Below are 26,278 nucleotides of genomic sequence, written 5' to 3'. Positions count from 1 at the left end.
CTCTTCTTTCCTCATGATGATGGATGCGTCGGACATGGTAATCAAGGAGGGGTCTCGGGCCGGTCAGGCGGTGACCCGGTTGGCCAGTCCACCGATCAGGAAGCGCTGGCCGAACAGGACGAGCAGGAGGGTCGGCAGGATGACGAGCAGCGTGCCGGCGTAGATGACGGCCGGCGTGGTGGCTTCCTCGACGACGAGTTGGGCCAGGCCGACCTGAATGGTGCGCCGGTCAGGCGAGTCCGTGATCAGGAGCGGCCAGAAGTACCCGTTCCAAGCCGACAGGGCGCACCACATGGCCGCCGTGACGAGCTGCGGGCGTGCCATGGGCAGCACAACATGCAGCAGCGCCCGCAGGTCGCCGCAGCCGTCCAGCCGAGCGGCCTCCCACGCCTCTCTCGGCAGGGCGAGGAACGCCTGTCGCAGCAGGAAGACGGCATACCCGGCCGCCAGGTACGGGACGACGACGCCGAGCAGGGTGTCGCGTAGCCCGAGCGCCGTGGCGAGTTCGAAGTTCGGGATGACGAGGCTTTCTCCCGGAATGGCCAGCGTCGCGAGCACGATGGCGAAGACGACCGCGCGGCCGCGCCAGCGGGGGAACACCAAGGCGTACGCGGCCAACGCCGCGGTGATCAGCTGCGCCGACGACTGGAGCACCATGACCGCGACGCTGACGGCGTACTGCCGGGCCAGCGGGGCACTCCGCAGCGCCTCGCTCAGGTTGTCCAACGTCAACCGCGTCGGCACGGGGATGAGCCGGCCCGCGGCGACGTCGCTCTGCGGCAGCAGCGCGGTCACCACGGTGACGTAGACGGGGAAGGCGATGACCACACCAATCCCGGCGAGCCACAACCAACGCACGACCGAACCGGCCCGTACGCGTCTCATGCCGACCTCCGCACGACGAAGAACTGCGCCGCGGTGACCGCGAGGACGAGTGCCAGCAGGGCCAGCGCAAGCGTCGAAGCAGAACCCAGGCGGGGCAGTGCCTCACCGAAGGCTCGCTGGTACAGCTCGTACACCATCGTTGACGTCGCACCTGCGGGCCCACCCCGGGTGAGGACCTGGACCTGGGTGAACACCTGCAGACCGCTGATCGTCTGGGTCACGACCAGGAAGATCAGACTGGGCCGGATGACCGGGATGATCACCGACCAGGCCGTACGCAACTCCGAGGCGCCGTCGAGTGCCGCCGCCTCGATGATCCCCTGATCCACCTGCGTCAGCGCCGCCAGCACCACCAGGAACGCGAACCCGAACTCGTACCACGCCGTCGCGATCGAGACGCTGGCGACAGCCCAGGCAGGAGACTCCAGCCACCCCGGTCCGTGCAGGCCGACCGTGGCCAGCACCTGGTTGATCGTCCCGACGGCGGGGGCGAACAAGCCGGCGAAGACCGCGGACGCCGCCGAGGCGGAGTAGGCGAAGGGCAACGAAAGCAGCACCGACAACACCGCCCGCGGGCGGCGGGCGGCCCGGCGCAGGGGCAGGGCCGCCGCCAAGGCCCCGGCTATGGCAAGGATCACGCTGAGTGTGGTGATGACGCCGGTGGTCAGCAGAGCCCGTCGCAGAGCGGGGTCGGTCACCAGTTCGATGTAGTTGCCGGCGCCGATGAAGCGGGTGGGATTACCCAACAGGTCGGTGCCGTGCATGCTCAGAAACGCGCCGCGCACGAGGGGCCAGTACGCGAAGACGGCCAGGAGGACTACGCAGGGCAGGACCATCAGGGGTCCGGCCAGGCGAAACCCGCGTCGGCGACGCGAGGGAACGTTCCCAATCACGGGGACACGTTCCCATGTTTGCCCCGATATGGGAAGGGGTCAACCGGCACAGAAACCCGGATCACGCGCCCAGGTGTAGGGGACGACAACACCGTCGCAAGCCACAGCCTGGCGTACGGGCGGGTATGGTGGACCACGACCCGAACCGCTCCTCACCGGCCAAAACGTAGGCCTGACGGCCCGAGCCCCGACTGCCGCGGCCGCTCGAAGCGCCATCGGGAAACAGCGCCGAGGACCGGGCCCTGGACAGCAGAAGGCGCCAGAGCGATAGGATCCGTATGTGGAACGTTCTCAATCCGTAGGCTCGTTGTTGGTTGTCTTCGACCTCGGCGGCGTGCTGGCCCCTTCCAGCCCGGCGATCACTGCCGTCGCCGAGGTGCTAGGCGTTTCGGAGGAGATCCTGGCCGACCCATACTGGGCATACCGAGACGCCTACGATGCCGGCGGCACTGCCGACGATTACTGGGGCTGTGTGTCCGAAGCGGTGGGGCGCTCGATAGACGTCCGGCTCGTCGAACGCCTTGACCAGGTCGACGTCGCGAGCTGGGCGACGCTCGCCGCCGACACGAGGAGCCTGCTCACCGAATTGGCAGGCCGGGGAGTGACTCTCGCCGTTCTGTCCAACGCGCCGGCGTCACTTGCGACGGCGGTGCGCGCGTCGCCCTGGAGTGCCTGTTTCCACAAGCTGATCTTCTCGTCGGATGTCGGGGTCTTGAAACCTGATGCGATGATCTACAAAATTGCCGACGCGGCGTTGCGTCCCCAGCCATCGGGCGTCGTGTTCTTCGACGATCGACCCGGCAACGTTGCCGCGGCCCGCACGCACGGCTGGCGGGCACACGTGTGGACCAGCTGTGGCGAGGCGCTCGAGGTGCTCGCCCGTGAAGGGGTAATCCATGGTTGAGCGGTCCCGAAACCCGACGATCATCGACGTGGCCAACCGGGCGGGCGTATCCAAGTCGGTGGTCTCACGAGTCTTCTCCGGCCGTGGCAGCGTCAAGGAGGAGACCCGGCAGCGGGTGCTCAGCGCGGCCGAGGAGATCGGCTACGTCGTCAACGCGGTCGCGCGCGCCATGGTGGCCCACCGCACCTACACCCTCGGGGCGTTCGTGCGCGACGCCTCAACCCCCTTCTACGGATACCTGCTCACCGCTATGCAGGAGCGCGCCGCCTTTCACGGATACCGGGTGGTGACCGCGACCGGATCCGGCCGCTTCGCCGTCGCCGATGAGCGCCGCGCCCTGGAGGGGTTGATGATGCTGCAGGTCGAGGCGCTGATCGTAGGCAGTGGAGCCCTGCCGGCCGCGCAGATCGTACCGTTCGCCGAGCGGCTGCCCACGGTCGTCGCCGGGCGTCCGGAGACCCACGAGAGCATCACGAGCGTGTTCTGCGACGAGGAGGAGGGTGGCGCGGCGCTCGCCGATCACCTCGTCGAGCTGGGACACAGACATGTCGCTGTGATCAAGGTGCTGGCGAGTGACTCGATAACGATGGCGCCGCGGACAGCGGCCATGGTGAAGCGGCTGCGGCAGCGTGGCGCACGTGTCCTGGAGATCGACGGTCCGCTTCGCGACGCGGCCGGCAGGTGGGCGACGGAGATCCTCCGGCATCCGGAGATCACCGCCGTGATGGCGCCGAGCGACCGCCACGCGGTGGCTCTGATGGAGCAACTCCACCTCCGCAATGTCGCTGTACCCGGGGATCTGTCGGTTACCGGTTACGACGGCATCGGTGACCTTACGACATCCCTCATTGGATTGACCCATTGGCGCCAGCCGATCGATCTCATCGGCAGCCGTGCCGTTGATGCCCTGGTTCGCCTGTTGGATGGCGAGACACCGCCGGATCACCATCAGGCGGTGTCCGGCTCGCTGGTGGCAGGTCGTACCACGGCACCTCCCGCCCGTTGAAAGGCGAAAGCCGGCGAACGTGATCCAACCATTCCGCGAGCGAGCCGTCATGCGTACGGTCGCGACCGCACCGGCCGCGACCGTACGCGAATATCGATCGAGCTATTGCCCGCTGGATGTGCCGGTGACCGGCGAGCACGTGCCCGATCAGGCCGGTCGCGGAGGCCGGGGCGATGGAGCCGTCGGTGGCGATCTTGTGGGGCGAGCTGGCGGCACCGGCGGGTCCTTGAATCGTCTGTTCAGGGTGTGCCGAACCAGCCGGAGAGTGCTTGTCGCAGCGCGGGCGCGGCGGTGTCGGCGGGTTCGTCGATGGTCGCGGCCCAGGCGATGTGGGCGTCCGGGCGGATCAGCAGGGCGTCGGCCGGCCGGTGATCGGTTTTGGCGGTGTGGATGTCCACACGCTGCCCCCAATCGCGGGCGGTCTCGCGCAGTTCTGGGCGGTCGGCGAGGTCGAGGAAGATGGGCCGTGCGCTGTGCAGGAGCTCCGCGACGCTGGTCATGCCCTGGTCGGTGTGCAGGGTGAGGTCGGGGGCGAAGGTGCCGGCCAGCGGGTGGTGGTGGGAGCCGGGCATCGGGTAGCGGATGTCGGTGCCGGCGACCAGGGCTCCCATGCGGCGCAGCGGTTGTTCGTCGGCGAGCAGTTCCTGGAAGACCTCCCGCAGCGCTTCGGCGGCCGCATCGTGCCCGCGCCGCAGTGCCACCTGGGCTCGGGTGTGCAGCATGGTGCGGGCGCCGGCGAGGTGGCGTTCGTCGTGGTAGGTGTCCAGCAGGCCGACCGGCGCCCAGCCGTGGAGGTCGGCGGCCAGCTTCCAGGCCAGGTTGACCGCATCCAGCATGCCGGCGTTGATGGCCACACCGGTGGCGGGGAACAGGTGCGCCGCATCACCGGCCAGCAGGATCCGCCCGTGGCGGTAGCGTTCGGCCTGCCTGGCCTTGAAGGTGAACCGCGACAGCCGCATCGCCTCTCCCACGGGCAGCTGCACGCCGAGCACCCGGCGCAGGCTGTCCTGGAGTTCGGACACGGTCATCGGGGTGTCGTCGTCGTATTCGGTGCTCTCGTCCTCAATGGTGTAGAGCGAGACCACCTGGGAGTCGGGCGAGGCGCCGACGCCGAAGAGACCCTGATCCGTCCGGGTGAAACCCGCGCGGATCGTGCCGAAGCCGGGGACGTCGAGATCGCCGTTGCCGCGGATGGTCACCGTCTCGGGCAGGGTGACCTGAGCCAGCCGGTTGACCTCCGGATAGGTGGTGCCGGGAAACGCAATGCCGGCCCAGTCACGGACCCGGCTGCGCGCGCCGTCACAGCCCACAAGGTAGCGGGCGCTGATCCGGTACGGCCCGTCCGGGCCGCGCACGTCCACGCTCACCGCGGCATCGTCCTGGCTCACCCCGACCACCTGGTGGCCGCGGCGGATTTCGACGCCGAGTTCGCCGGCGCGTTCGTCGAGCAGCTGCTCAAGCCGTGGTTGCGGGAGCGGCAGGGCGTGCAGCGGGGGATCCGCCAGCTGGGTGAAGTCCAGATGCACACCGCCGAACGGGAACCGGGGAGCCGGGGCAGGGCCGGTGCAGGCTGCTTCGAAGCGCTCCAGCAAGCCTCGATAGCGCAGCAGCTCCAGGATCTGCCCGCCGAGACCACCCGCCTTCGGGGTGTCGCGGCGCCGCGGCTGCCGCTCCAGCACCAGCGGCCGCACTCCGGCCAGGCGCAGTTCAGCGGCCAGCATCAGGCCGGCCGGACCGGCACCCACAATGATCACATCGGCGTCCGTCATAATCCGCTCCTCTCGCGGGTTTTCGTCGCGTCCGCGCACGGCCCGATCGCCGGCAACGTTTGCGTGGGTTTGAGCAAGGCCGACTTGGGCGTCGGACGAGGGATGACCGATGCGCATATAAGCGTCAACCGGCCGTGCCGGGGGCGGGTACGGCGTGTTCGGCGGCGCGGCTGACCTGCTCCCAGGCGGCCCAGGTCTCCATCCGCCGGCGGGAGATGTCGAAGGCCAGGTCGTAGACCATGCTGCCGAGCAGCAGCCGCAGCGGCGGGTCTTCGCTGTCGACCAGCTTCAGCAGTGCCTCGGCGGCCAGACGCGGCTCACTGTCGATCGAGCCTTCGGCCCACTGCTTCTCCAGCTCGGCGCGCAACGGACCGTACTCCTCCAACGGCGACGTCATCGCGATGCTGGTGTAGAGATCGGTCCAGTAGCCGCCGGGCTGGACGATGCTGAGCTTAACGCCGAACGGCGCGGCCTCCATCGCCAGGGCCTCGCTCATGCCCTCCAGCGCGAACTTGCTCGCGCTGTACATCCCGGTGCTCGGGAAGCCGCCCAGGGCGGCGATGCTGGAGACCTGCACGATGTGACCGGATCCCTGGGCACGCAGGTGCGGCAGGACGGCCTGGCAGACCCACATCGCCCCGAAGAGATTGACCTCCAGCTGGGCGCGTGCCTGGGCCTCGGTGAACTCCTCGACCATGCCCGAGGACATGGTCCCGGCATTGTTCACCACAATGTCGAGCCGGCCGAAGTGCTCGACGGCGGTGTTCACGGCGGCGAACACCGCGTCGCGGTCGGTCACGTCCAGGGGAAGGGCAAGGAGCCGATCTCCGTACTGCTCGTCGAAGTCCTGTCGCGTGATGGTGCGGGCGGCGGCGACCACTTGATCGCCGCGCTCCAGAGCGGCGAGAGCGAACGCACGGCCCAGGCCGCGGCTGGCTCCCGTGATGAACCAGGTGCGGGAAGGGACGGTATTCGGGGTGCGCATTCTGCAGAACTCCGATCGGTTGCGAACTCCATTCGAGACGATCCGTCTCGTCTCGAATGGTGACGTTATCGGTTCCTCTTCGCCGTGTCAAGACGGACCGTCTCGTCTAGTTTGTTCGTTCGGTTGGCGGCATGACGGTCGGCCACCACATCCGGCTTGACCTTGACGCGACGTCAACGTGTGCAATGGGGAGCGATCGGCGCCATGGGAGAGGAACGGGATGGTCAGAGCCGCGATACGGATCCTGGGATTTGAGCTCAAAGGACTGGTCAGCATCGGCCTGTGGATCGTTCGCCGCCGGCACGGCGTGCCCGCGGGCGCGACCGTCGTGTCGTACGCGAAGGAGCAGACGTTCACGTTGTGGCTGATGTTGTTCGCCATGGCGGTCGAGACCGTGGTCATCGACCTGCTGCTGGTCGCGACCGGCGTGCCGGAATGGATCAGGTTCACGGTGCTGATCGCCGACGTGTACGGGCTGCTGTTCGGGGTCATGCTGGCCGCGGGATGCGTCACCCGGCCGCACGTCGTCACGGCCGACGAGCTGCGCATCCGCTACGCCGCGTACTTCGACGTGCGCGTGCCCCGCGACCTCATCGCCTCGGTGCGCTCGAGCCGCAACGACAACGAGGGCAGCATGGTCTCGGTCAAGAACGGGCACCTGAGGGTGGCGGTCGGGTCCCGGACCAACGTGACGATCGAGCTGACGGAGCCGGCCGCGTTCGTCCGCCCGCTCGGCCGCCGTGCGGAGGCCACCACGATCAGCTTCTTCGCCGACCAGCCGGAGCCGGTGGTGGCCGCCCTGCGATCCGATCGCCCCGTGCGTTCGTAGCCGGCGGGGCCGGGCAGGCGGTGGATGGCCTGCCCGGCGAGATGCCCTCAGCGGGCGGGTGTGGTCAGCCGGCCGATTCCGCCGACAAAGCGGCGGCCGCGGCGGCCGTCCTCGGTGGGATGGAGCGGAGGTTGAAGGCGTAACGGGCGACGGAGTCGGCGATGGCGTCGGAGTCCACGTCCAGCGCGGTCGCGTTCACGTTGGTGATCGTGTCGCACGCCTGGTGGTAGCACGCGTCGTACGCGACGCCGGCCGTGCCGCCGAACAACGCCGCCTCCTCGGCCGTCTTGAGGCCTTCGGCGCCGGTGAAGATGCCGCCGGCCGGGATGCCGATCTGGATGAACGGCCCGTAGTCGGAGCGGCCGTCGAAGTCGGTGCCGACGGTGGGCAGGTTGCGGGAGCCGTAGAACGCCGCGAGCTGCTTCTCGATCTCGGCCGAGCCGGGCGGACCCGCCGGGGAACCCACGTTGTCGGAGTTGTCCCCGTCATACAACTTGTAGGCGTAGTTCGGGGAGGCCACCATGTCGAAGTTGAGGTAGAGCTTGATGCGGTCCCGCTCCCCCTGGGACAGCGACCCGACGTACTGGTCGGAGCCCAGCAGCCCGATCTCCTCGGCGGCCCAGAAGGCGAAACGGACCTTGTTCTTGATCGGGTAGCGCCCCATCTCCTCGGCGACCTCCAGGATCGCCGCGGTACCCGAGCCGTTGTCGTTGATGCCGGGCCCCTCGGGCACGCTGTCGAGGTGGGCGCCGACCATGACGACGTTGCGCGGGTCGCCGAAGCGGCTCTCGGCGATCACGTTCTCGTCGGTGCCGAGCACGAGGTTGGCGTCGACCTTGAGCCGTACGGTCGCGCCGGGCGTGCCGGCGAGCTCGTTGCCCACGGCGAAGTCGGCGAACACCATAGGAATCCCGGCCCGCCACTCGCCGATGTCCAGCGCGAACGCGTCGGTACGCCCCGGCTGGCCCTCGTTGAACACGATGATGCCGGTCGCGCCGGCCGCGGCCGCGTTCTGGACCTTGTTGACGAACGCGCACGTGCCGCGCTGGATGAGCGCGATGCGACCCGCCACGAACCCGGCGAAGTCGGCCGCCTCGCAGCCGCTGGTCGAGCTCGGCGTGGGGGTGGGCGGCAGCGTCAGGTCCACACCCTGGACCTGCGCGGTCACGTCACCGGACGGGGAGGGCTGGAAGGAGAAGAAGTCCTCGTTGGGGACGTAGGTCTTGGCGCTGGGCGCGGTCAAGTTCAGCGTGGGCGGCGTGTTCTCGCTCCAGCTCTCGACGAAGTTGATCGGGTTCAGCGTGACCTTGTATCCGGCCTTGCGTAGCTTGTCCGCCACGTAGTCGCGGGAGGCGTCGTAGCCTTTGGTGCCGGCCGCACGGTTGCCGCCGTTGGCGGTGCCGATGTCCTGCAGGGCCTGGAGATGCTTGTGCACGTTCGTGCCCTTGACCTGCTTGACGAGCAGAGTGGCGAACGCGTCGTCCAGCCCGCCGGCATTAGCGGGCGCCGCCAGGGCGAGCGGCAAAGCGAGCGCGGTGATGAGTGCGATGACGATTCTGCGCATGCGGGGTACTCCCTGTGGACAGAAAGGCGAGTAATGTCCCCCCGAGCCTCGCCCGAACGCGAGGTTATCCCGGCTTCGCACCGCCGGGAATGCCTACCAATAAACCAAAATCAGGGACTATTACTCCGCATCCCGGCGGGCGCGACGGAGCTCGGCGCGGCGCTTGCCCTCGTGCATCGCCTGCACCCGGGCGATCGGGATCGTGTGCCCCTCCTCGATCAGATCGGCGGGCAGCCGCTGCGGCGCGGGCATGGCCTCCGCCCACGGGTCGGCGTCCTTGAGCAGCCCGGCCGCGGTGTGCACGGTGAAATCGCCCGGCGTCACCCGGTCGAGGTCCGACCAGGGCACCGGGAAGGACACCGGCACGCCGGGACGCACCCGCGGGCTGTAGGCGGCCACGACCGTGGCGCCGCCCGCCCTGGTGGAGTCGATGAACACCTTGCCCGCGCGATCCTCGCGGATGAACGCCGTCGTGGCCAGCGCCGGATCCACCCGCTCGGCACGGGCCCCCAGCGCGCGGGTGGCCGCGGCCAGGTCGTCCACTGCGGTCCCCGGCACCACGGGCACGAACACGTGCACGCCCTTGGCCCCGCTGGTCTTCACCGCGCCCGCCAGCCCGCAGTCCTCCAGCGCCTGGCGGACCAGGAAAGCGGCCCGCACGGCCAGCTGGAAGGACTCGCTGCCCTCGGGCGGGTCGAGGTCGAGCACCATGTGCGTGGGCTGGTCGCCGGCGAACAGCGACGGGTGATACTCGACCGCCCGCTGGTTGGCGAACCACACCAGCGTCCGGCGGTCGTCGCACACGGCATAGGTCACCTGCCGACGCGACGCCTCGGCCCAGACCGAGAACCGCTTCACCCATGCGGGGGCGTATTTGGGCAGGTTCTTCTGCATGAAGGGCTCCTGCCCCGGGCGTACCCGGATGACGGAGAGCGCGCGGTCGCGCAGGACCGGGATGATCCGGTCGGCGACCGCGTCGAGGTAATCGACCAGGTCACGCTTGGTCGCGCCCGCCCCGTCGAACAGCGGCTGGTCGAGGTTGCTCAGGGCCACCCCGTCGCGCGTCTCATCGCTGCTCACCCGCCTCACCATATCGGGGAAGAATGGGCCAGACCATGACCCGTTACCTGTATCTCGCGCGCCATGGCGAAGCCACGCCGAACGGCCACGCCCTGACCGACGATGGCCGCCGCCAGGCCGCGCTGCTCGGTGCGCGCCTGCGGGAGGTCCCCTTCGCCGCCATCCACCACGGCCCGCTCCCCCGGACGACACAGACCGCCCGGCTGATCGGCGAGCACCTTCCCGGCGTCCCCCTGCGCGCCTGCGAGGCCGCCGGCGACTACATCCCGTACGTGCCGCGCGAGGAGGAGCTCGCCCCGCAGTACGCCGACCGCCTCCTCGGCTTCCTGGCCCAGTTCCCCGCGGACGAACGCGAGCGCGGCCCGGTCCTCGCCGCCGAGGCCGTGCGTTCGTTCACGGGTCCGGTGACGGAGGGAACCCGGCATGAACTGGTGGTCACGCACAACTTCCTCATCGGCTGGCTCGTCCGCGCCGCGCTCGACGCACCGGAATGGCGCTGGCTCGGCATCAACCAGTGCAATGCCGCCCTCACCGTCATCAGGTACGCACCCGACCGCCCGTCCTCGGTGCTCGTCTTCAACGACATGCGACACCTGCCCGCCGCGCTCCGCTGGACCGGCTTCCCGCCCGAGCTGCGCGAGTGAGCCCTTGTTACAGTGGGCCCGTTGACGCGGGGTGCCCGGACGTCCGGGCTGAGATCACACCCGTCGAACCTGATCTAGTTCGCACTAGCGGAGGGACGTCATGTTCTGCGATGACATGTGGCTGCGCACGGCCGAGCTGACGAAGGCCATCCACGACCACCCCTTCAACGTCGCGCTCGGCGACGGCACGCTCGACCGGGACCGGTTCGCGTTCTACATCGTGCAGGACGGCCGCTACCTGGAGGCGTTCTCCAAGGCGCTGGCCACGGCGTCGGCGCGAGCCACCGACCCGGCGGACGCGGCGTTCTTCGCCCAGAGCGCGCACACCGCGCTGGCGGCCGAGCGCCTGCTGCACGCCGGCTACGTCCAGGAGCTGGACGCCGACGCGGCCGGCATCGCCACGTCGCCGACCTGCCTGGCGTACGCGTCGTTCCTGCAGGCCACGGCGCTCGCCGCGCCCTATCCTGTGCTGGCCGCGGCGGTGCTGCCGTGCTTCTGGATCTACCAGGACGTCGGGACGGCGCTGCTGGGGCGCACCGGTGACGTGCCGGACCATCCGTACCGGAAGTGGATCGACACCTATTCGGACCCGGGGTTCGCGGCCTCCGTCGAGCAGGCCAAGACCATCGCCGACCGGCTGGCCGCCGCCACGGACCCGGCGACCAGACAGGCCATGACCGAGGCCTACTGCACGGCGGCGGCGTACGAGTGGATGTTCTGGGACAGCGCCTGGCGGCGCGAGACCTGGCCGACGGCGGAGTGGCTCGCCCGCTGACCGCTACGGCAGGCGCGCTGTCAGCGCCGCCGTGCCCGCCCCGGTGAGGCTCGGCAGCGCGGCCGTACGCCCGCTCAGCAGCAGGAGCAGCGCCTGGATGGGACCCTCCACCACCTCGCCCGCCCCGACCGCCCAGTCCACGTCGGTGGCCACGAGCCGGAGCCCGCGCAGCCGCCGCTGCGGGTAGAAGGGGAAGCCGCGCTCCCAGACGTGGGTGGCGCAGGTTCGCGCCGGACCGAGCGGCATGGCGCGCTCGATGCCGAGCGGCACCGTGATGTCCTGGCCGTGGACGAGCGCGTCGAACAGCGGGTCGAGCGGCTTGGTCGAGGGAGCCCGGTGGCGCGAGCCGGCCGACTCGCGCACCTGCGCGACGATTTCGCCGATTGGCAGCCTGGCGTGCCGCACCGCCGAGTCGCGGACCATGCGGTCGAAGTTGCCGCGCGCCCTGACGAACTCGACCAGCGCCGACGCGAGCTTTATCCGAGTGGCGAGCGCCAGGTGGGCGGCCACGTCACGCACCTGCCACCCGGCACACAGCGACGGCCGCTCCCAGTCCTGCTCCGGCAGCGAGTCGAGCAGGTCGGCCAGGCCACGCCGCTCGATCTCGAGGGCAGCCCAGATCTCTTCCTGGTGCATCGCACACCCCCAATTGCTAAGGTGGCCTTAATATAAGGCACCCTTAGCAGTTTGGAGAAGACCCGTGGCCGCCACTCATCCGCCGCACGTCGTGGCCCTTCTGTACGAGGCGTACCTGCGCCTGCAGAACATCGTGCAGGAGGCCGGCCACGCGTACGACGCGAACATCCGGCCCGCGCACTCGGCGGTGTTCTTCCACATGGAGCACGAGGGCATCCGCTTGAGCAGGCTCGCCGAGAAGGCCCAGATGACCCCTCAGGCCATGGGGGCTCTGGTGGACGACCTGGAGCGGCTGGGCTACCTGCGCCGGATGCCCGACCCGGCCGACCGCCGCGCCAAGCTGATCGTCTTCACCGAGCGGGGCGACGACGCGCTGAAGATCGGCTACGCCGCCATCGACGAGGTGGAGCGCCGGGTGGCGGCGTTGCTCGGCGAGGACGGCCTCGCCGAGCTGCACGCCACGCTGAGCCGCATCATCCAGGAGTTTTAGCCATCAGCTCGCGTTCCTCGCGGGTGGGGATGAGCCCGGACGGCGCCAGGAGCTTCGACTCCTCGAACGGCGCTTCAGTCGTCGGCAGCGGCTCCCGCGTCCTGATCGCCTTCACCCATACGCGGGCCGCGTCCAGGATCACGATGATGATCATGATGGCGAACAACGCGGCCAGGATGCCGTCCACGGTGGAGTTGATCACGATCTGCTGCATCGCGCCCATGGACTTGGCGGGCGCGAGTACCTGTCCCTGGTCGAGCGCCGCCTGATAGCGGTCCCGCTGGGCGAAGAAGCCGAGCCCGGGGTCGGGCGAGAACACCTTCTGGTAGCTGGCCGTCAGCGTCACGGCGACGTCCCATGCCAGCGGCACCGCCGTCACCCAGGCCCATTTGAGCCGCCCGCTCTTGATCAGCAGGGTCGTGGCCACGGTGAGCGCGACCGCCGCGAGCAGTTGGTTGGCGATGCCGAAGAGTGGGAACAGCTGGTTGATGCCGCCGAGCGGGTCGTTGACGCCCTGGTAGAGGAAGTATCCCCAGGCCGCCACGACCACCGCGCTGGAGGCCACCAGCCCCGGCCACCAGCTCACCCGCGCCATCGGCTTCCACAGGTTGCCGATCGTGTCCTGCAGCATGAACCGCCCCACCCGGGTGCCGGCGTCCACGGTGGTGAGGATGAACAGCGCCTCGAACATGATCGCGAAGTGGTACCAGAACGCCTGCAGCGCTGCTCCCCCGAGGAACCCGGAGAAGATCTGCGAGATGCCCACGGCCAGCGTGGGCGCGCCGCCCGTCCGGGCGATCAGTGTCTCCTCCTGTACGGCCGCCGCCGCGGCCTGCAGCTCCTGGGGCGTGATCACGAAGCCCATGTTCGTGACCGCCTGGGCGGCGGTCTCCACGGTGGCCCCGACGACGCCGGCCGGGGAGTTCATCGCGAAGTAGAGCCCGGGGGTCAGCACACAGGCCGCGGTGATCGCCATGATGGCGACGAACGACTCCATGAGCATGGAGCCGTACCCGATCATCCGGACCTGGGTCTCCTTCTGGATCATCTTGGGCGTCGTGCCGGAGGAGATCAGGGAGTGGAACCCCGACAACGCCCCGCAGGCGATGATGATGAACACGAACGGGAACAACGAACCCGCGAAGACCGGCCCCTTGCCGCTGAAGGCGAAGTCGGTGAACGCGGTGGTCTGCATCGGCGGCATCGTGATGGCGATGCCGATCGCGATCAGCACGATCGTGCCGATCTTCATGAAGGTGGACAGGTAGTCACGTGGCGCCAGCAACATCCACACCGGCAGCACGGCGGCGACGAAGCCGTACGCGATCAGCCACAGGGCCAGCGCCGACGGGCTCAGCGTGAAGAACGGCGCCCAGCTGGACTCCTGCACCCAGCCGCCCGCCACGATCGACAGCAGCAGCAGCCCGACCCCGATCACCGTGGTCTCGACGACCCGGCCGGGCCGGATCACCCGCAGGTAGAAGCCCATGAACAGGGCGATGGGGATGGTCATCGCGATGGAGAAAACGCCCCACGGCGACTGCGCGAGCGCGTTGACCACGACCAGCGCCAGCACCGCCAGCAAGATGATCATGATGGCGAACACCGCGACGAGCGCCGCCGCCCCGCCGACGGGACCGATCTCCTCGCGGGCCATCTGGCCGAGGCTGCGGCCGTTGCGGCGCATGGAGAAGAACAGGATCACCATGTCCTGCACGGCCCCGGCGAAGATCACGCCCGCGATGATCCAGATGGTCCCGGGCAGATAACCCATCTGAGCGGCCAGCACGGGCCCGACCAGCGGCCCCGCCCCGGCGATGGCGGCGAAGTGGTGCCCGAACAGGATCCGCCGGTCCGTCGGCTGGTAGTCGATGCCGTTGTCGAGCCGCTCGGCCGGAGTGGCCCTGCGGTCGTCGGCCCGCAGCACCTTGCGGACGATGAAGCGGGCATAGAACCGGTAGGCGATGGCGTACGAGCCGAGCGCGGCGCAAAGCAACCACACCGCGTTGACGTTCTCGCCTCTGGACAGGGCGAGCACCGCCCACCCGGTGGCGCCCACGACGGCGACCACCGTCCAGATGATGATCGAGCGCAACTTCACCGGTTACCTCCCGTGCTGAGAGCCATATAGAGGGCGCCCGAGGCAGCAACGCAGTCCGGCGTCCGGCGGCAGATCGGTGGTGAAGCGCCGCCAGTGCCAGAGCGGACGGCAGTCGATCGTGACCGGAAGCTCGGCAAGATGCACCCAGGCGGTCGGATGGGCGTACACCAGATCGGTTTCGAGGCTGCGCGCCCGCTTGGGCAACCGGGAGCGGCGCAACGGCCTGACGGAGAATTCGCCGGCGTCCGCGCAGCACAGGCCGGTCACGTGCCAGTCGAAGAACACCACTTCGTCGTCGTGCAGCGCTTCACGAGCGGCGAGCGTGAGCGTGATACGGGACATCTGTGGCTCCTGAGTATCAGGCAGCTCAGAATTTTAACGTCGGCCTTACCCGCTGTAGTCGCCTTTGAAACGGGTATGGGGCTGGCTTTGACAGCACGCAGACGCCCCCGGCCCGGACGAGCGGGCCGGGGGCGCCGGGTTTCACGTCAGGGGGTCTTCCAGGGTTCGAAGTACGCCACCGTGCCGAAGTCCATGTCCAGCATGTCCGGCGGGAACCCGCCGGTCGCGGTCGACCCGGTCACGAAGATCCGCACCCCGGCCTCGGCATCCGCGTCCACAGCGAGGGCGGACGGGCTGTCCGCCGCCCCTATCGCGCCGTCGTAGTTCCCCGTCCAGACCGGCGTGCCGGTCGCCGCGTCGTAGGCCATGGTCACGTAGTCGGTGCCCACGGCCATCTCGTTTCCGACGTGGCCGGTGATGACGACCTTGCCACCGTCCGGGGTCACGGCCACGTCCCAGGCGGTGTCCTCGTTGCCGGCCTTGCCGTTGTGGCGCTGCGTCCAGGATCTCTGGCCGGTCGCGGCGTCGTAGGCGATGGTGGTGAAGTCCGATCCCGTGCCCACGCCCTCGGTGTTGCCGGTGACGTACACCTTGCCGGACACCACGGTGATGTCCTGCGCGTTGTCACTGCCGTGTGCCGGGCCGTCGTAGCGGTCGGCCCACACCTCCTTTCCTGTGGCGATGTCGTAGGCGATGGTCGTCATGTCGGTCTGTGTGCCGGGGTCGACGCTGCTCCCCGTGATGAAGACGCTCGTGCCGGACACGGCCATGGCGGAGGGGACGTCGCCCCCATGCGCGGGGCCGTCGTGCCGGGCCGTCCAGAGCTGCCGGCCGGTGCTCGCGTCGTAGGCGACGGTGCCCCAGTCGGACAGACCGGTGCTTTCCTCGCCGCTGCTCTGGCCGCTGACGAAGACCTTGGACCCGTCCGGGGTCACCGCGATCACCCCCGCGGTATCGACGTGCGGACCCGCGGCGTCGTAGTGCGCCAGCCACTGGCGCTGACCGGTGTTCACGTCGTACGCGACCGTGAAGTAGTCCGAATCGGCGGACTCGCCAAGAGTGGTCATGCCGGCCACGTAAATGCTCTTGCCGTCCGGGCTGACCGCGGCCGCGTTGCCGCTGTCGCCGGCGGAGGAGGCGTCGGCGGTACCGGTGTGCCGGGCGACCCAGACCTCATCACCCGTCGCGGTGTCGTAGGCGATCGTGACGGCGTCGTTGCCGGTCTCCGTGCCGGTGCTGTCACCGATGACGAAGAGCTTGCCGCCGTCGGGGCTCACCTCCAGCGCGTGCGCCTCCTCCCAGATCCCCGCCGCCGTGTACGTCTTGCTCCACAGCTCTTCGCCGGTGCCCGCGTCGTAGGCGACGGTGGCGATCACCGGCTTGAGCTGGCCGGGTGACTGCCCGTAGCTCATTCCGGTCACGTAGACCCGCTTGCCCTTCGGGTCGAGGGCGATGAGCTCGGCGGAGTCCCGGCCCATGGCGACGCCGTACGTGGCCGCCCACTTCTCCGGCACCGGGCGCACCAGGACTGGGACGCGTACGGTGTGGCGATCGTCCTTCCAGGTGAGCTGCCCGCTCTGGTAGGCGCCCATGGGCGCGGCGGCCCGCGTGAACTCGCCCGTGAACGACTTGGTCTCGCCCGGCCGCAGGGTGAGCTTGCTCGGCGTGACCTTGGCCGTGATCCCGTCCAGCCCGCTGACAGAGGCGGTGTAGGTGGTGGTCGAGCGGCCGACGTTGGTGACCTCGCGGGTCACCTTTGCCGGGCCGTTCATCCTGCTGACGGTGATCGAGGGGATGTTCAGGTCGCCCGGGGCGAGCGAGTGCCCCGTGCCGGCGAGCGTGTCGCAGTTCTCCTTCTTGACGCCCTTGGTGGTCCCGCACAGGAAGGCGATCCAGTCGTTGATGTCGCTGTCATAGACCAGCCCGGGATCGGCGGCGCTGTTCGGGGCGACGTGGCCGGCGCCCTGTGCGAACGGGTGGGCACCGGCGAGCACGTCCCGCGCGGTCGTCATCAGGGCCGACTTGATGGCCATCGGCGACCAGTCCCGATGCCGGTCCTTCAGCAGCGCGGCCAGCCCGGCGACGTGCGGGGACGCCATCGACGTGCCGCTGGAGAGGCCGAACTCGTGCCCGCCGCGACCGGGCGGCGCCACCGCCGCCAGGATGTCCTGGCCGGGGGCGGTCACATCGGGCTTCAGCACGGCGCCGTTGCCCGCGGTCAGCGGCCCGCGCGAGGAGAAGGTGGCGACGTACGGCGCCGGGGCGTCAGTGACGATCTTCGCCTGCTCGATCGTCGCCGTCGCATCGCCGGCGGCCGCGTAGTCCTTCACGGCCTGGCGGTCCTTGACGGCGAGGTGCACGGTGGGCACGGAGTGCAGGTCGGTGTCGACGGTGTTCTCGTCGACGTTCGTCATGACCATGCCGATGCCGCCTGCCTCGGCGACCGCGGCGCTCTTGTTGACCCGGGGCGTCTGGCCACGGTCACAGATGACGATCTTGCCCTTCACCTTGGCAGGGTCGAGCACCGCCTTGCCATTGTTGTCCTTGGCGGCCCAGCACTGCGTCACCTTCACCGGGTCGGCGCCGGCCACCCCCACGGCGGTGGCGTCCACGAGCGGCGCGGGACCGGCCTTCGTCGCGCTCACCGACGTACCGGTGTACGCGGCGCCGTTGCCGAGCGTGACCGTTCCCTGCGCGACCCGATTGTGCGTGCCGGCGGCGACCGTGGTGATCCACGGCGACGGGTGCGCCACGGTGGAGGCGGTCGGGCCGTCGTTGCCGCCTGCCGCCGCGACGAAGACGCCGGCCTCGGCCGCGGCCAGGAACGCCACCTCCACCGGGTCGAGGAAGTCGCTGGTCGTTCCGGAGACGGAGTAGTTGATGACGTCCACGCCGTCCGCCACGGCCTGGTCGATGGCGGCGACCAGGTCGGAGTTGTTGCCGTACGCGGTGCTCCCGTCCTGTTCGGACCAGAGCGCCTTGTAGGCGGCGATCCTGGCCCGCGGTGCGATGCCGCTGACCGTGCCGAACGCACTGGCCGCCCCGGTCACGGGCACGCCGTGGTTGCCGGCCGCCGTCGCGGCCACATGCGTCCCGTGCCCGTTGTAGTCACGCGGCGACAGGAACTCCCACGGCAGGGCCTCCTTGATGGCCTCGTCCCCGCCGAACCCGGCGTTGTAGTGCCGGGCCGCCACCAGCTTCCCGTTGCACGCGCCGGCACTCCACGAGTCGTCCGCGCCCGCCTCACACGTGCCTCGGAAGCCCCGGACGGAGTGGTACTTCTTGCCGTCGACGTCGGGGGCGGCGAAGCTCTTGCCGCCCGGCCAGATGCCGCTGTCGATGACGCCGATGACCAGGTCCTCGCCTGCGTCCTTGGTGCCGCCGAGCTGGTCCCACAGGCCGCCGCGCGCGTCGAGGCCCAGGAAAGCCGGCGTCGAGTCGGTCGCGGCCGACACCTTCTTGTCCTCGGTCACGGCCACGACGTCGGGCATCGCCCGCAGCCGCACGGCCTGGGACTTGGTCAGCTTGGCCGCGAAGCCCTCGTAGGAGTAGACGTACTCGTACAGCTTCTTGCCGCCGCCCACCTTCTTCAACGCCGCGTCGTGCCGGCCCTTGACGTGTTCGACGTACTTGCTCACCTCGGCGGACCGGGGATCGATCTTCTCGCCCCGCTTCGGCTTGGTCGCCGTCAGCCCGGCCATGTCGCCGTCGTAGGTCACAACGGGGTCCAGGGCCATTTGAACTATGTAAGTTTTCTGTTCCTCGGCACCGCTCTCCGCGGCTGCCGGGGCGCCTATTCCGGTCGCCATTAGTCCGGTCAGGGCTAACGCCGCCGACCATCGTCTACCAGGAGATTTACCCACAACCATGTCGCCCCTTCGCACATGCCGCGGATCACGCGGTTGATCACCGAGGCTAAGGGCGCGCATTTAGGGCGGCATCCGTACCCCATACGGATTTTTGAGGACATCCGATAACGTGACGACGTGCTCATCGGCCGCCGAACGGAGCTCGCGCTCCTCCATACGGTCATCGCCGCTCCGCCGTCGCTCACCCTGATCGAGGGCGAGGCGGGCATCGGCAAGAGCCGCCTGGTCGAAGAGCTGTTATCGGGCCTGGAGGGAAAGCGCCGGCTCGTGGGCCAGTGCGAGCAGCTCCAGGAGCCGCTGCCGCTGTCGCCGCTGCTCGACTCCTTCCGCCTGGCCGGGGACGAGCTGGCCGGATCCGGTCCGCTCAACCCGGTGACCGGCGCGCTGGCGCCGCTGCTGCCGGAACTCGCCGAGCACCTGCCGCCGCCCCTTCCCGCGCTGCCCGACCAGCGGGCCGAGCGGCACCGGGTGTTCCGTGCGGCGGTGGCCCTGCTGGAGCACCTGAGCCCACTGGTCCTCGTCCTGGAGGACGTGCACTGGGCCGACGGCGGCACCCATGACTTCCTCGCCTTCCTGGCCTCCCACCAGCCGCGCGACCTCTCGGTGATCCTCACCGCCCGTACCGACCACGGCCGGCTCCCGCTTCGCGGGGCGCTCGCCCGGGCCACGTCGCGGTTCGTCAGCCTCAGCCCGCTCGGCCCGCCCGAGGTGGAGGAGCTCGCCGCGACCATCCTGCAGGCCGAGCTCCCCCGTACCTTCGCAGCCTCCCTGTATGAGAAGACCGGCGGCATCCCGTTCGTCGTGGAGGAGGTCCTCCGCACGCTCCTGGAGCGCCTGCCCGCCGGCGAGATCCCCGGCCGCCCTGACATGCTGGCCGACCTGGCGGTCCCCACCGTGCTGCGGGACGTCGTGCTGCAGCGCCTGTCCACCCTCGACGACGCCGCGCAGGAGATCCTCGGGGCCGCCGCCGTCCTCGGCACCACACCAGACGAGCGCATCCTCGCCGACGTCACCGGCCGCGACGCCGCGCGCATCGCCCGTGCGCTCGCCGCGGCGCAGGCGGTGGGGCTGCTGCACGAGGAGGACGGGCAGTGCCGGTTCCGGCACGCGCTGGCCCGGCAGATCGTGTACGAGAACGTGCCGGTGTCCACCCGGCGCTGGCTGCATCTCAAGACCGCGCGGGCCCTGGAGTCGGGACCGGGTCCACGGCCGGTGGCCAGGCTCGCCCACCATTTCCGGCAGGCCGGCCACACGGCCGAGTTCGTCGACAACGCCGAGGCGGCGGCCGGCACCGCGCTCTCCCACGGAGACGACGCCACCGCCGCCCGGTTCCTGCTCCAGGCGCTGGAGGTCGGCGAGCTGTCCCGCGAGGTCCGGGTACGGCTGGCCGTCAAGCTGGGCCGGGCCGCGGTGGACGGGCTGGCGCACGCGGAGGCCGTGCCGATACTCGAACGCCTGCTGACGACCGAGCCGCTGCCTGCCTCCCTGCGCGGGGAGCTGCGTTTCGCCCTCGGCCGCCTGCTGCGCCAGCAGGGCGAGGCCCGGGCGGGCTACCTGCGGATCGAGGAGGCGGTGCGCGATCTCGGCGACCGGCCCCGGCTGCTGAGCCGGGCGCTGGCGGTGCTCGCCGCGCCGGAGACCGTCGTGGACCGGCACGTCACCGAGCACGCCGCCCGTTGCGACCAGGCCGAGGAGGCCGCCCGGCGCAGCGGCGACCCCGACGCCGCCATCGCGGTACGCATCGCGCGTGCCTCGCTCCTGCTGGAGCAGGGCGATCCGGCGAGCTGGCGGCTGATCGACGATCTCCTGCATGACGAGCGCCTGCGTGCCGCGCCGCGGGAACACGCCCGCGCCTGCATCAACTGGGCCCAGGCCGCGCTGCACATCGGCCGGCTCCAGCGTGCCGAGGATCTGCTGGCCGAGGGGCGCCACGTCGCCGACCAGGCCGGATACCTGCGGGTGGCGGAGGTCGTCGAGCTCGTCACGGCCGCCGTGGACCGGGCCGCCGGACGATGGGACGGCCTGGCCGACCGGCTGCGCCGCTTCGGCGGGGCGACGGCCACCTTCGCCGCCGCCTCCCTGGACTCGCGTCTGCTGCAGGGTGTGCTGCTCGCCGCGACCGGTCCAGCCGAGGAAGCCGTCTCCTGCCTGGGGCAGGTGATCGCCATCGCCGAGCGGGTGGGTGCGGTGTGGCCGCTCATCCCCGCCCGGACGGCGCTGTCGCGGCTGCTGCTGACGTTGAATGACGCGGCGGGGGCCGCCGGGCAGGCGTCCGCGGCGCTTGTCCAGGTCCGCGCCAAGGGGGCGTGGGTGTGGGGCGCGGAAACCACGTTGTGCCTGGTGGACGCCCTGGAAGCGTGGGGCGGGCTGGGCGGTGCCACTGAGGTCGTGGGTGAGCTGGCCGCCGGAATCGCGGGGGCCGACGCGCCGTCGGCCCAGGCCGCCCTGATGACCGCCCAGGCCGTGCTGGCCCGGTCGCGCGGGGCGGCGGACGAGGCCGATCGCCTGCTGGACGCGGCGCGTACCACGCTGGAGGACGCCGGGCTGCGGTACGAGGAGGCCCTGGCCGCCGAGCGACTGGGCCGCTGGCGATGCGAGCGCGGGGCATCCGCCGGCGGCCACCTGCTGGAGGACGCGCTGCGCTCGTACGGCTCAATGCGCGCCGACCGGGACATCGCCCGCGTCACCCGGATCATGCGACAGAACGGCGTCTCCATCCCGTACCCGTGGCGAGGCGGCCGTCCCTCCCACGGACGCACGCTCTCGTCCCGCGAACGCGAGGTGGCCCTGCTGGCCGCCGGAGGCAAGACGAACCAGGAGATCGCCACCGAGCTGTTCCTTTCCAGGCGCACCGTCGAGAGCCACATCTCCAGCGCGCTGCGCAAGCTCGGCTACCTGTCACGCAAAGAACTCGCGGCACTACAGCTCACTGCCGACGATTAGGCTGGCCGTCACACGGCAGGACGTCAGCGTCGAGATCACGATGACCATGTCGATCACCGACGCGCAGGCCCTCCGGGACATGGCCATCGATGCGATCACGCGGAACGGCGTCTGGCACATCGGACCGAAGGCGACAGATGCCCAGAAGCAGGCCGAAATCCACCAGATCATGGCCGACCCGGCCCACGCGGTGAGCAACCTGATCGCCTTCATGCACATCGACGACCTCATCGCGGCGCGTATCCCGGGCCTGGAGCCCGACAGCGCGTCCGTGCGCGCGAGAGTAGAGAACTCCTAGATGCTTGGGCGCCGGCTACGCGACCGACGCCCTGCGGGTGATCTGCCGGTGCGCGTTCGAGGAGATGGCCACACATGACATGTGCGACCAGGGCCTCAGGCGAGAGGAACCTTGGGCTCATCGTCCCAGTCGGGCGGGGTGACGGTCCCGGACAGCCAGTCACGACGCAGGATCGCATAGCCCACCGCGTCGTGCCGCGTGCCGTCCGGGGCCGGCCAGGCCTCCCGATAGTGCGCCTCCTTCGCGTACCCGCTCTTACGGAAGACCGCCCGCATCGCGTGATTGTCCTGACGAGTCGTGCCCTCGATCCGCAGCACGTCGGGCAGCTCGGTGAACAGGTAGCCGGTCAGCCAGGCCACCGCCGCCGCGCCGACGCCGCGTCCGCGCCACGCTTGGCGTACCCGTAGGTCGAACATGGGGGTGTCGTCGGCGAGGTCCTGCAGCTTGACCAGCCCCGCCCGCTCGCCGTCCGCGAGCACCCAGAACGTGCGCGTCTCGCCATCGTCGTAGCGGCCCTCGGCGGCGAACCGCAGCACGGTCTCGCGGTCCTGCCTGCCCGCGTGGTACGGCCACTCCTCACCGGCCAGGAAGTCGGCAAGCACTTCTCCGTCGCCGGCGGAGATCCTCGAAAAGTCGATATGCATCCGTCGAGGATGATCGTCGGCCTTCGACCCCGTCAATCGGATTTCCCGGTCCCGGCTCGTCCGCCCACCGCCGGGTAGCAGGAGAATCTCACGCATGCGACGGTTCATGATCGAAGAGGCGGGAGAGAAGCGTCCCTTGACCTGATTGCAGCACGTGGCCGTGCTCGAGCGGGATCCAGAAGCACTCGAACCGGATCGGCTCCCCCAGTCCGTCGTTCTCTTCCTGGCTGGCCCAGCGGTCGGGGGTTTCCTGGTGGAGGGCCAGCTGGAAGACGTGGCAGCGGTGGATCTCGGGACGGTACGGCGTGATGTCGTACTCGTACGTGCCGAGCTTCCTGACCACGGTGAAGTCACGCAGCCCCGTCTCCTCCCGCGCCTCCCGGAGCGCGGCTTGCTCAGGCTCCTCCCCGGGCTTGACGGTGCCGGCGGGCACCTGGATGCCGACCTCCTCGAAGCCGTAGTCCACGTGCCGGAAGACCAGGAGGCGCCCGTCCCGGACGATGTAGCAGAGCGCCTTGTCGCGGATCGCCTTGCTGATGGGCATGTTCGTCTCCTCGGCGAAAATGCGGCAGACGCGATCATAACGATCCCAGCCATGACGGCACTCGCATGAACCAACCACCGGGCACCCTCGTCGTTGGCCCCGCCACGCGTGGTGGGGCCCGGATCGGCATTGACCTCGGCCTTCACCATGGAGGCGGATCGATTCCGGGAACGGAACCCGTAATGTCATCTCAGTCCTGCAGAATGGTGAGCTCTCCCTCGTCAACGGGCTCCTCGAATCCAGCAAGATACTTGTTGAGGAGATCCTCGGACACGGTCACCGAGTTGGCCCCGTGCAGCTTGTTGCGCGCGGCGAGCCGCTGGCGCAGCGTTTCCGGGCTCGCCTTGAGATAGATGAGCTCCCACTGACATCCATGGCTCTCGATAAGGGCTTTGTAGCGGTCACGAGTCGACCGGCTCCAAAAGCTGTAGTCCAAGACCACCGGTCGTCCGGCTTCCATGAGCTCCACGAGCTGATTCCTCAAGATTTTCTCAACAGCGGTCTTGTGGCGCTCATATTCAGCCGGTTCGAACTCCGCCGCATCTCGACCGAACTGCGTCCAGATCACTTCATCAATCGACAGCCGGACGTAGCCGCGCCGTTCCAGCGCCTGAGCGTAAGTCGACTTGCCTGACCCAGCGATCCCACACATCATCACGACGGACCGCGCCGACGGACCCTTTGAAAATTGTCCGTCTTCAACCCCATCAGCAACATGGCTCACGGCTGCGACCTTATCGCCACACTCGCGATCAACCCCCGCAGGCACGGGCACACCCGACACGGGTGAGCGGCCACCAATCGCCCGGTCAGCCCTCGGAGACCGGCTCCTCCCAGTAGACCTCCACCACGTATCCATCCGGGTCGAGGCACTTGAAACTCTCAAGCCCCGGCTCCGACCACCGCTCCACGATCGGAACACCATCACGCTCAAGGAGAGCCAGGCGCCCGGCGACATCGGGCGTCGTGAACCCGAAGTGCGCGAAGTCAGGCAGCTTGCGGGGATCGGGGTCAGGGTGGAGGGCGAGGTCGAACCCCTCCCCATCCCGGATGATCAAGGTTCCGTCCTCATACCTGCTCGCCGGGCCCGCATCGAAGCCGAAGTAGGTCTCGTAGAACCTGCGGGAACGCTCGATGTCGCGTACGGCGAGAGCCAGATGATTCAGCCGCATGGCCCCAGACGGTAACCGCCGAGCGTCCACCACGTCGATGCATTTATCCCCACTTCTGAGCCTGGGCACCGGCACAGCCACACCCGGTTTCGAACTTGCGGAAGCCGGACCTGTCACGGTCCGGAACGGAGCTAAGGGTGCAAGCCGGAGCGGGCGGGCGATGGTGACAAGGACGACTCGCCCGGCCTGGTCCCTACCGAGTGATCCCGATCGCCAGGCGAAGAGGGGCGGCGCACCATGAAGACGTCCACCGCGTCCTCGCTCTCGACCGTGAACCCGTGCCGCTCGTACAACCGGCGAGCCGAACTGCCCTGCAGCACGTTCAGCCGAACCACGGCGTCTTCGCGATCACACCGTTCCAACAACCTGCTCAGCACGGCAGAACCGATGCCTCTGCCCTGCGAATCCGGGTCCAGGTAGAAGTGCTCCAGCCAGTAGGCGGTTTTCGTCGGCCGCAGCGCCACACAGCCGGCCGGGGCGCCATCCACCTCGATCATCCACGTGTGCGCCGGCGTGAACCCGTCCCGGAGCCGCTGCCGCACACGCTGCTCGTCGTACCTCCCGAGCCGCTCGAGATCCGGCCTCATCACCACGGCCCGCAACTCGGCCACCCCCTCGACGTCCGCCATCAACGCCGGCCGAAGCTCCCAATCCGTCATGATCGTGATGTTATCGCCCTCGCTTCTGCCAACCCGGGGAGGCTCCTACCAGGCGAACCGGGCAGCTGATCGTTTGTCAGACAGACCCTCTTGGCACGCTGCTGGATGATCAGATCACTCTAAGGGAGCCGCACCTTTGGTGTTTGCTCGACCGAGGTGGAGGCTGATCACCAAACCGTGGTACCTCACAGCGTTCATGCGGGGAGAAACATGGATTTCGCTGTTCTGGGCCCTATCAAGGTGAGATCAAGTTCTGTGGGAACATCCTGACCTGCGGTGACCTCGCGGGCACCGCGGCCCCCGGTCTACGGCAACACCTCGCCGACCGAATCCCCGTTTTCCGCACGTGCCGCTTCGTCCGTGGTACCGCGTCCACACCCCGTCCTTCTCACCGCCCAAGCTTCCTTTTCAAAAGGACCTAAGCCGAAGTGCGGCGGGGGATGCGGAGACGCGGGATAGCCGTGATGACGTGCGAAAAACGGCGCTAGACCACGTCGAACTCGTTCCCCTCGGGATCCACCATCGCCACCGCATAGTGATCAACCCCGGGCTGCGACAGCACCCGCACCACGGACGCCCCCGCCTGGACAAGCCGCTCCACCTCGGCATCCACCCGCGCTTTCCGGGTCTCCAGCGGTACGTCCTCCCGCTTGCCGCCCACCTTCACATCCAGGTGGAACCGGTTCTTGACCACCTTGCCCTCAGGCACCTGCTGAAACCAGATCCTCGGCGCGTACCCCTCAGGATCGACGATGCTGTCGCTGCCGTCCCCCTCGCCCAGCTCGTCCTCCGGCACTCCGAGACTGCGCCAGTAATCCCGCCACGTGTCGAATCCACCCGGCGGCGGCTCCACCGTGTACCGCAGCGCGCCCGCCCAGAACCGGGCCATCCGCTCGGGTGCCGCACAGTCAATGACCAGCTGATAAGAAACCATGGCGGCCATCCTGCCGGACCCATCCGACAATTGTTGGCTCACGATCCGGACGGGTCACGGCCCGGACGGCTCCTGGCGACTGGCGCTTCGGTCCAATCGAGGGGCAGCGCTCCATCGGTGTTCCATGGGGTCTGGATGAGCCGTACCGACGCGCCGCCGAACTCGATGGCCGCCTGTTCCAGGCCACATCCACCAGCTCCCGGATCCGCAACCGCGAGCAGAACCCAGCCACCACCGGTGACGCTCCCAGCATCTTCTCGACACCGGCCTGGCCCCCACTGCGCACGCGGTCTCACCAGCCACGTCATACCG

At 69.2% G+C, this 26,278-nt stretch carries 24 protein-coding genes and 1 riboswitch; of the genes, 8 read left to right on the top strand and 16 right to left on the bottom strand.

Translation table 11 applies throughout. The annotated features are described in order from the left end of the window. Positions 1–63 precede the first annotated feature (63 nt). A complete protein-coding gene (locus Q9G87_RS04815; protein WP_305914930.1) occupies positions 64–885 on the bottom strand; it encodes a carbohydrate ABC transporter permease in 822 nt (273 codons plus the stop codon). Further along, positions 882–1,721: a carbohydrate ABC transporter permease gene (locus tag Q9G87_RS04810; RefSeq protein WP_305914929.1), complete on the bottom strand. Its 840-nt coding sequence runs from the start codon at positions 1,719–1,721 to the stop codon at positions 882–884. Before Q9G87_RS04810 ends, Q9G87_RS04815 begins: the two co-directional genes overlap by 4 nt. A gap of 337 nt (positions 1,722–2,058) precedes the next feature. Between Q9G87_RS04810 and Q9G87_RS04805 the strand changes: the two genes are divergently transcribed. Together Q9G87_RS04805 and Q9G87_RS04800 are read left to right on the top strand one after the other, a co-directional pair. Further along, a complete protein-coding gene (locus tag Q9G87_RS04805; RefSeq protein WP_305914928.1) occupies positions 2,059–2,682 on the top strand; it encodes an HAD family hydrolase in 624 nt (207 codons plus the stop codon). Beyond that, positions 2,675–3,688, top strand: coding sequence for a LacI family DNA-binding transcriptional regulator (locus Q9G87_RS04800; protein ID WP_305914927.1), 1,014 nt, complete (start codon positions 2,675–2,677; stop codon positions 3,686–3,688). The genes Q9G87_RS04805 and Q9G87_RS04800 overlap by 8 nt, the downstream gene beginning before the upstream one ends. Before the next feature lie 239 nt (positions 3,689–3,927). On the opposite strand, the gene Q9G87_RS04795 is transcribed toward Q9G87_RS04800, so the two are convergent. Both Q9G87_RS04795 and Q9G87_RS04790 read right to left on the bottom strand, forming a co-directional pair. Next, positions 3,928–5,457: an FAD-dependent monooxygenase gene (locus tag Q9G87_RS04795; RefSeq protein WP_305914926.1), complete on the bottom strand. Its 1,530-nt coding sequence runs from the start codon at positions 5,455–5,457 to the stop codon at positions 3,928–3,930. Between the two features lie 124 nt (positions 5,458–5,581). Continuing rightward, positions 5,582–6,442: an SDR family oxidoreductase gene (locus Q9G87_RS04790; protein ID WP_305914925.1), complete on the bottom strand. Its 861-nt coding sequence runs from the start codon at positions 6,440–6,442 to the stop codon at positions 5,582–5,584. 220 nt (positions 6,443–6,662) lie between these two features. Between Q9G87_RS04790 and Q9G87_RS04785 the strand changes: the two genes are divergently transcribed. After that, positions 6,663–7,271, top strand: a complete 609-nt coding sequence (locus tag Q9G87_RS04785; RefSeq protein ID WP_305914924.1) for a hypothetical protein — start codon at positions 6,663–6,665, stop codon at positions 7,269–7,271. Between the two features lie 64 nt (positions 7,272–7,335). Here the strand turns inward: Q9G87_RS04785 and Q9G87_RS04780 are convergent, their stop codons facing one another. Beyond that, positions 7,336–8,835: a M20/M25/M40 family metallo-hydrolase gene (locus Q9G87_RS04780; RefSeq protein ID WP_305914923.1), complete on the bottom strand. Its 1,500-nt coding sequence runs from the start codon at positions 8,833–8,835 to the stop codon at positions 7,336–7,338. Between the two features lie 120 nt (positions 8,836–8,955). Beyond that, on the bottom strand, positions 8,956–9,915 hold the full coding sequence (locus Q9G87_RS04775) for a DNA polymerase domain-containing protein (RefSeq protein ID WP_305914922.1): 960 nt from the start codon (positions 9,913–9,915) through the stop codon (positions 8,956–8,958). Between the two features lie 35 nt (positions 9,916–9,950). Between Q9G87_RS04775 and Q9G87_RS04770 the strand changes: the two genes are divergently transcribed. Both Q9G87_RS04770 and Q9G87_RS04765 read left to right on the top strand, forming a co-directional pair. After that, the gene (locus Q9G87_RS04770; RefSeq protein ID WP_305914921.1) at positions 9,951–10,559 is read left to right on the top strand and encodes a histidine phosphatase family protein; all 609 of its coding nucleotides are present in this window, start codon (positions 9,951–9,953) and stop codon (positions 10,557–10,559) included. A gap of 17 nt (positions 10,560–10,576) precedes the next feature. After that, positions 10,577–10,672: riboswitch (TPP riboswitch) on the top strand. Then, a complete protein-coding gene (locus Q9G87_RS04765; protein ID WP_305914920.1) occupies positions 10,660–11,334 on the top strand; it encodes a TenA family protein in 675 nt (224 codons plus the stop codon). It overlaps the preceding riboswitch by 13 nt. 3 nt (positions 11,335–11,337) lie before the next feature. Here the strand turns inward: Q9G87_RS04765 and Q9G87_RS04760 are convergent, their stop codons facing one another. Beyond that, positions 11,338–11,970 carry a maleylpyruvate isomerase family mycothiol-dependent enzyme gene (locus tag Q9G87_RS04760; protein WP_305914919.1) on the bottom strand — a complete coding sequence of 211 codons (633 nt, stop codon included), beginning with the start codon at positions 11,968–11,970 and terminating at the stop codon, positions 11,338–11,340. 64 nt (positions 11,971–12,034) lie between these two features. Here Q9G87_RS04760 and Q9G87_RS04755 point away from each other — a divergent pair, with 64 nt between their 5' ends. After that, positions 12,035–12,460: a MarR family winged helix-turn-helix transcriptional regulator gene (locus tag Q9G87_RS04755; RefSeq protein ID WP_305914918.1), complete on the top strand. Its 426-nt coding sequence runs from the start codon at positions 12,035–12,037 to the stop codon at positions 12,458–12,460. Here Q9G87_RS04755 and Q9G87_RS04750 read toward each other — a convergent pair. The 3 genes from Q9G87_RS04750 to Q9G87_RS04740 form a co-directional block, all read right to left on the bottom strand. Further along, the gene (locus Q9G87_RS04750; protein WP_305914917.1) at positions 12,444–14,561 is read right to left on the bottom strand and encodes a carbon starvation CstA family protein; all 2,118 of its coding nucleotides are present in this window, start codon (positions 14,559–14,561) and stop codon (positions 12,444–12,446) included. The two genes, Q9G87_RS04755 and Q9G87_RS04750, sit on opposite strands and share 17 nt — an antisense overlap. Before the next feature lie 3 nt (positions 14,562–14,564). Continuing rightward, entirely contained in the window at positions 14,565–14,903 is a 339-nt protein-coding gene (locus Q9G87_RS04745; RefSeq protein WP_305914916.1) for a hypothetical protein, read from the bottom strand. 146 nt (positions 14,904–15,049) lie between these two features. Continuing rightward, positions 15,050–18,712: a S8 family serine peptidase gene (locus tag Q9G87_RS04740; RefSeq protein WP_305914915.1), complete on the bottom strand. Its 3,663-nt coding sequence runs from the start codon at positions 18,710–18,712 to the stop codon at positions 15,050–15,052. Between the two features lie 177 nt (positions 18,713–18,889). Here Q9G87_RS04740 and Q9G87_RS04735 point away from each other — a divergent pair, with 177 nt between their 5' ends. Next, entirely contained in the window at positions 18,890–21,715 is a 2,826-nt protein-coding gene (locus Q9G87_RS04735; RefSeq protein WP_305914914.1) for an ATP-binding protein, read from the top strand. Between the two features lie 46 nt (positions 21,716–21,761). Further along, positions 21,762–22,013, top strand: coding sequence for a hypothetical protein (locus Q9G87_RS04730; protein WP_305914913.1), 252 nt, complete (start codon positions 21,762–21,764; stop codon positions 22,011–22,013). Positions 22,014–22,108: 95 nt separating this feature from the next. On the opposite strand, the gene Q9G87_RS04725 is transcribed toward Q9G87_RS04730, so the two are convergent. The 6 genes from Q9G87_RS04725 to Q9G87_RS04700 form a co-directional block, all read right to left on the bottom strand. Beyond that, positions 22,109–22,657: a GNAT family N-acetyltransferase gene (locus tag Q9G87_RS04725; protein WP_305914912.1), complete on the bottom strand. Its 549-nt coding sequence runs from the start codon at positions 22,655–22,657 to the stop codon at positions 22,109–22,111. A gap of 88 nt (positions 22,658–22,745) precedes the next feature. Beyond that, a complete protein-coding gene (locus Q9G87_RS04720) occupies positions 22,746–23,201 on the bottom strand; it encodes an NUDIX hydrolase (RefSeq protein ID WP_305914911.1) in 456 nt (151 codons plus the stop codon). Positions 23,202–23,391: 190 nt separating this feature from the next. After that, entirely contained in the window at positions 23,392–23,925 is a 534-nt protein-coding gene (locus tag Q9G87_RS04715; RefSeq protein ID WP_305914910.1) for an AAA family ATPase, read from the bottom strand. A gap of 85 nt (positions 23,926–24,010) precedes the next feature. After that, positions 24,011–24,373 carry a VOC family protein gene (locus Q9G87_RS04710; RefSeq protein WP_305914909.1) on the bottom strand — a complete coding sequence of 121 codons (363 nt, stop codon included), beginning with the start codon at positions 24,371–24,373 and terminating at the stop codon, positions 24,011–24,013. 131 nt (positions 24,374–24,504) lie between these two features. Continuing rightward, on the bottom strand, positions 24,505–25,032 hold the full coding sequence (locus Q9G87_RS04705; protein WP_305914908.1) for a GNAT family N-acetyltransferase: 528 nt from the start codon (positions 25,030–25,032) through the stop codon (positions 24,505–24,507). Positions 25,033–25,516: 484 nt separating this feature from the next. After that, positions 25,517–25,966: a VOC family protein gene (locus Q9G87_RS04700; protein WP_305914907.1), complete on the bottom strand. Its 450-nt coding sequence runs from the start codon at positions 25,964–25,966 to the stop codon at positions 25,517–25,519. Positions 25,967–26,278: the final 312 nt, after the last annotated feature.

This window comes from Nonomuraea turcica (assembly GCF_030718205.1).
Taxonomy (GTDB): domain Bacteria; phylum Actinomycetota; class Actinomycetes; order Streptosporangiales; family Streptosporangiaceae; genus Nonomuraea.
The sequence above is the reverse complement of the archived record's forward strand: the minus strand, read 5'-3'. Positions and strand labels throughout refer to the sequence as shown.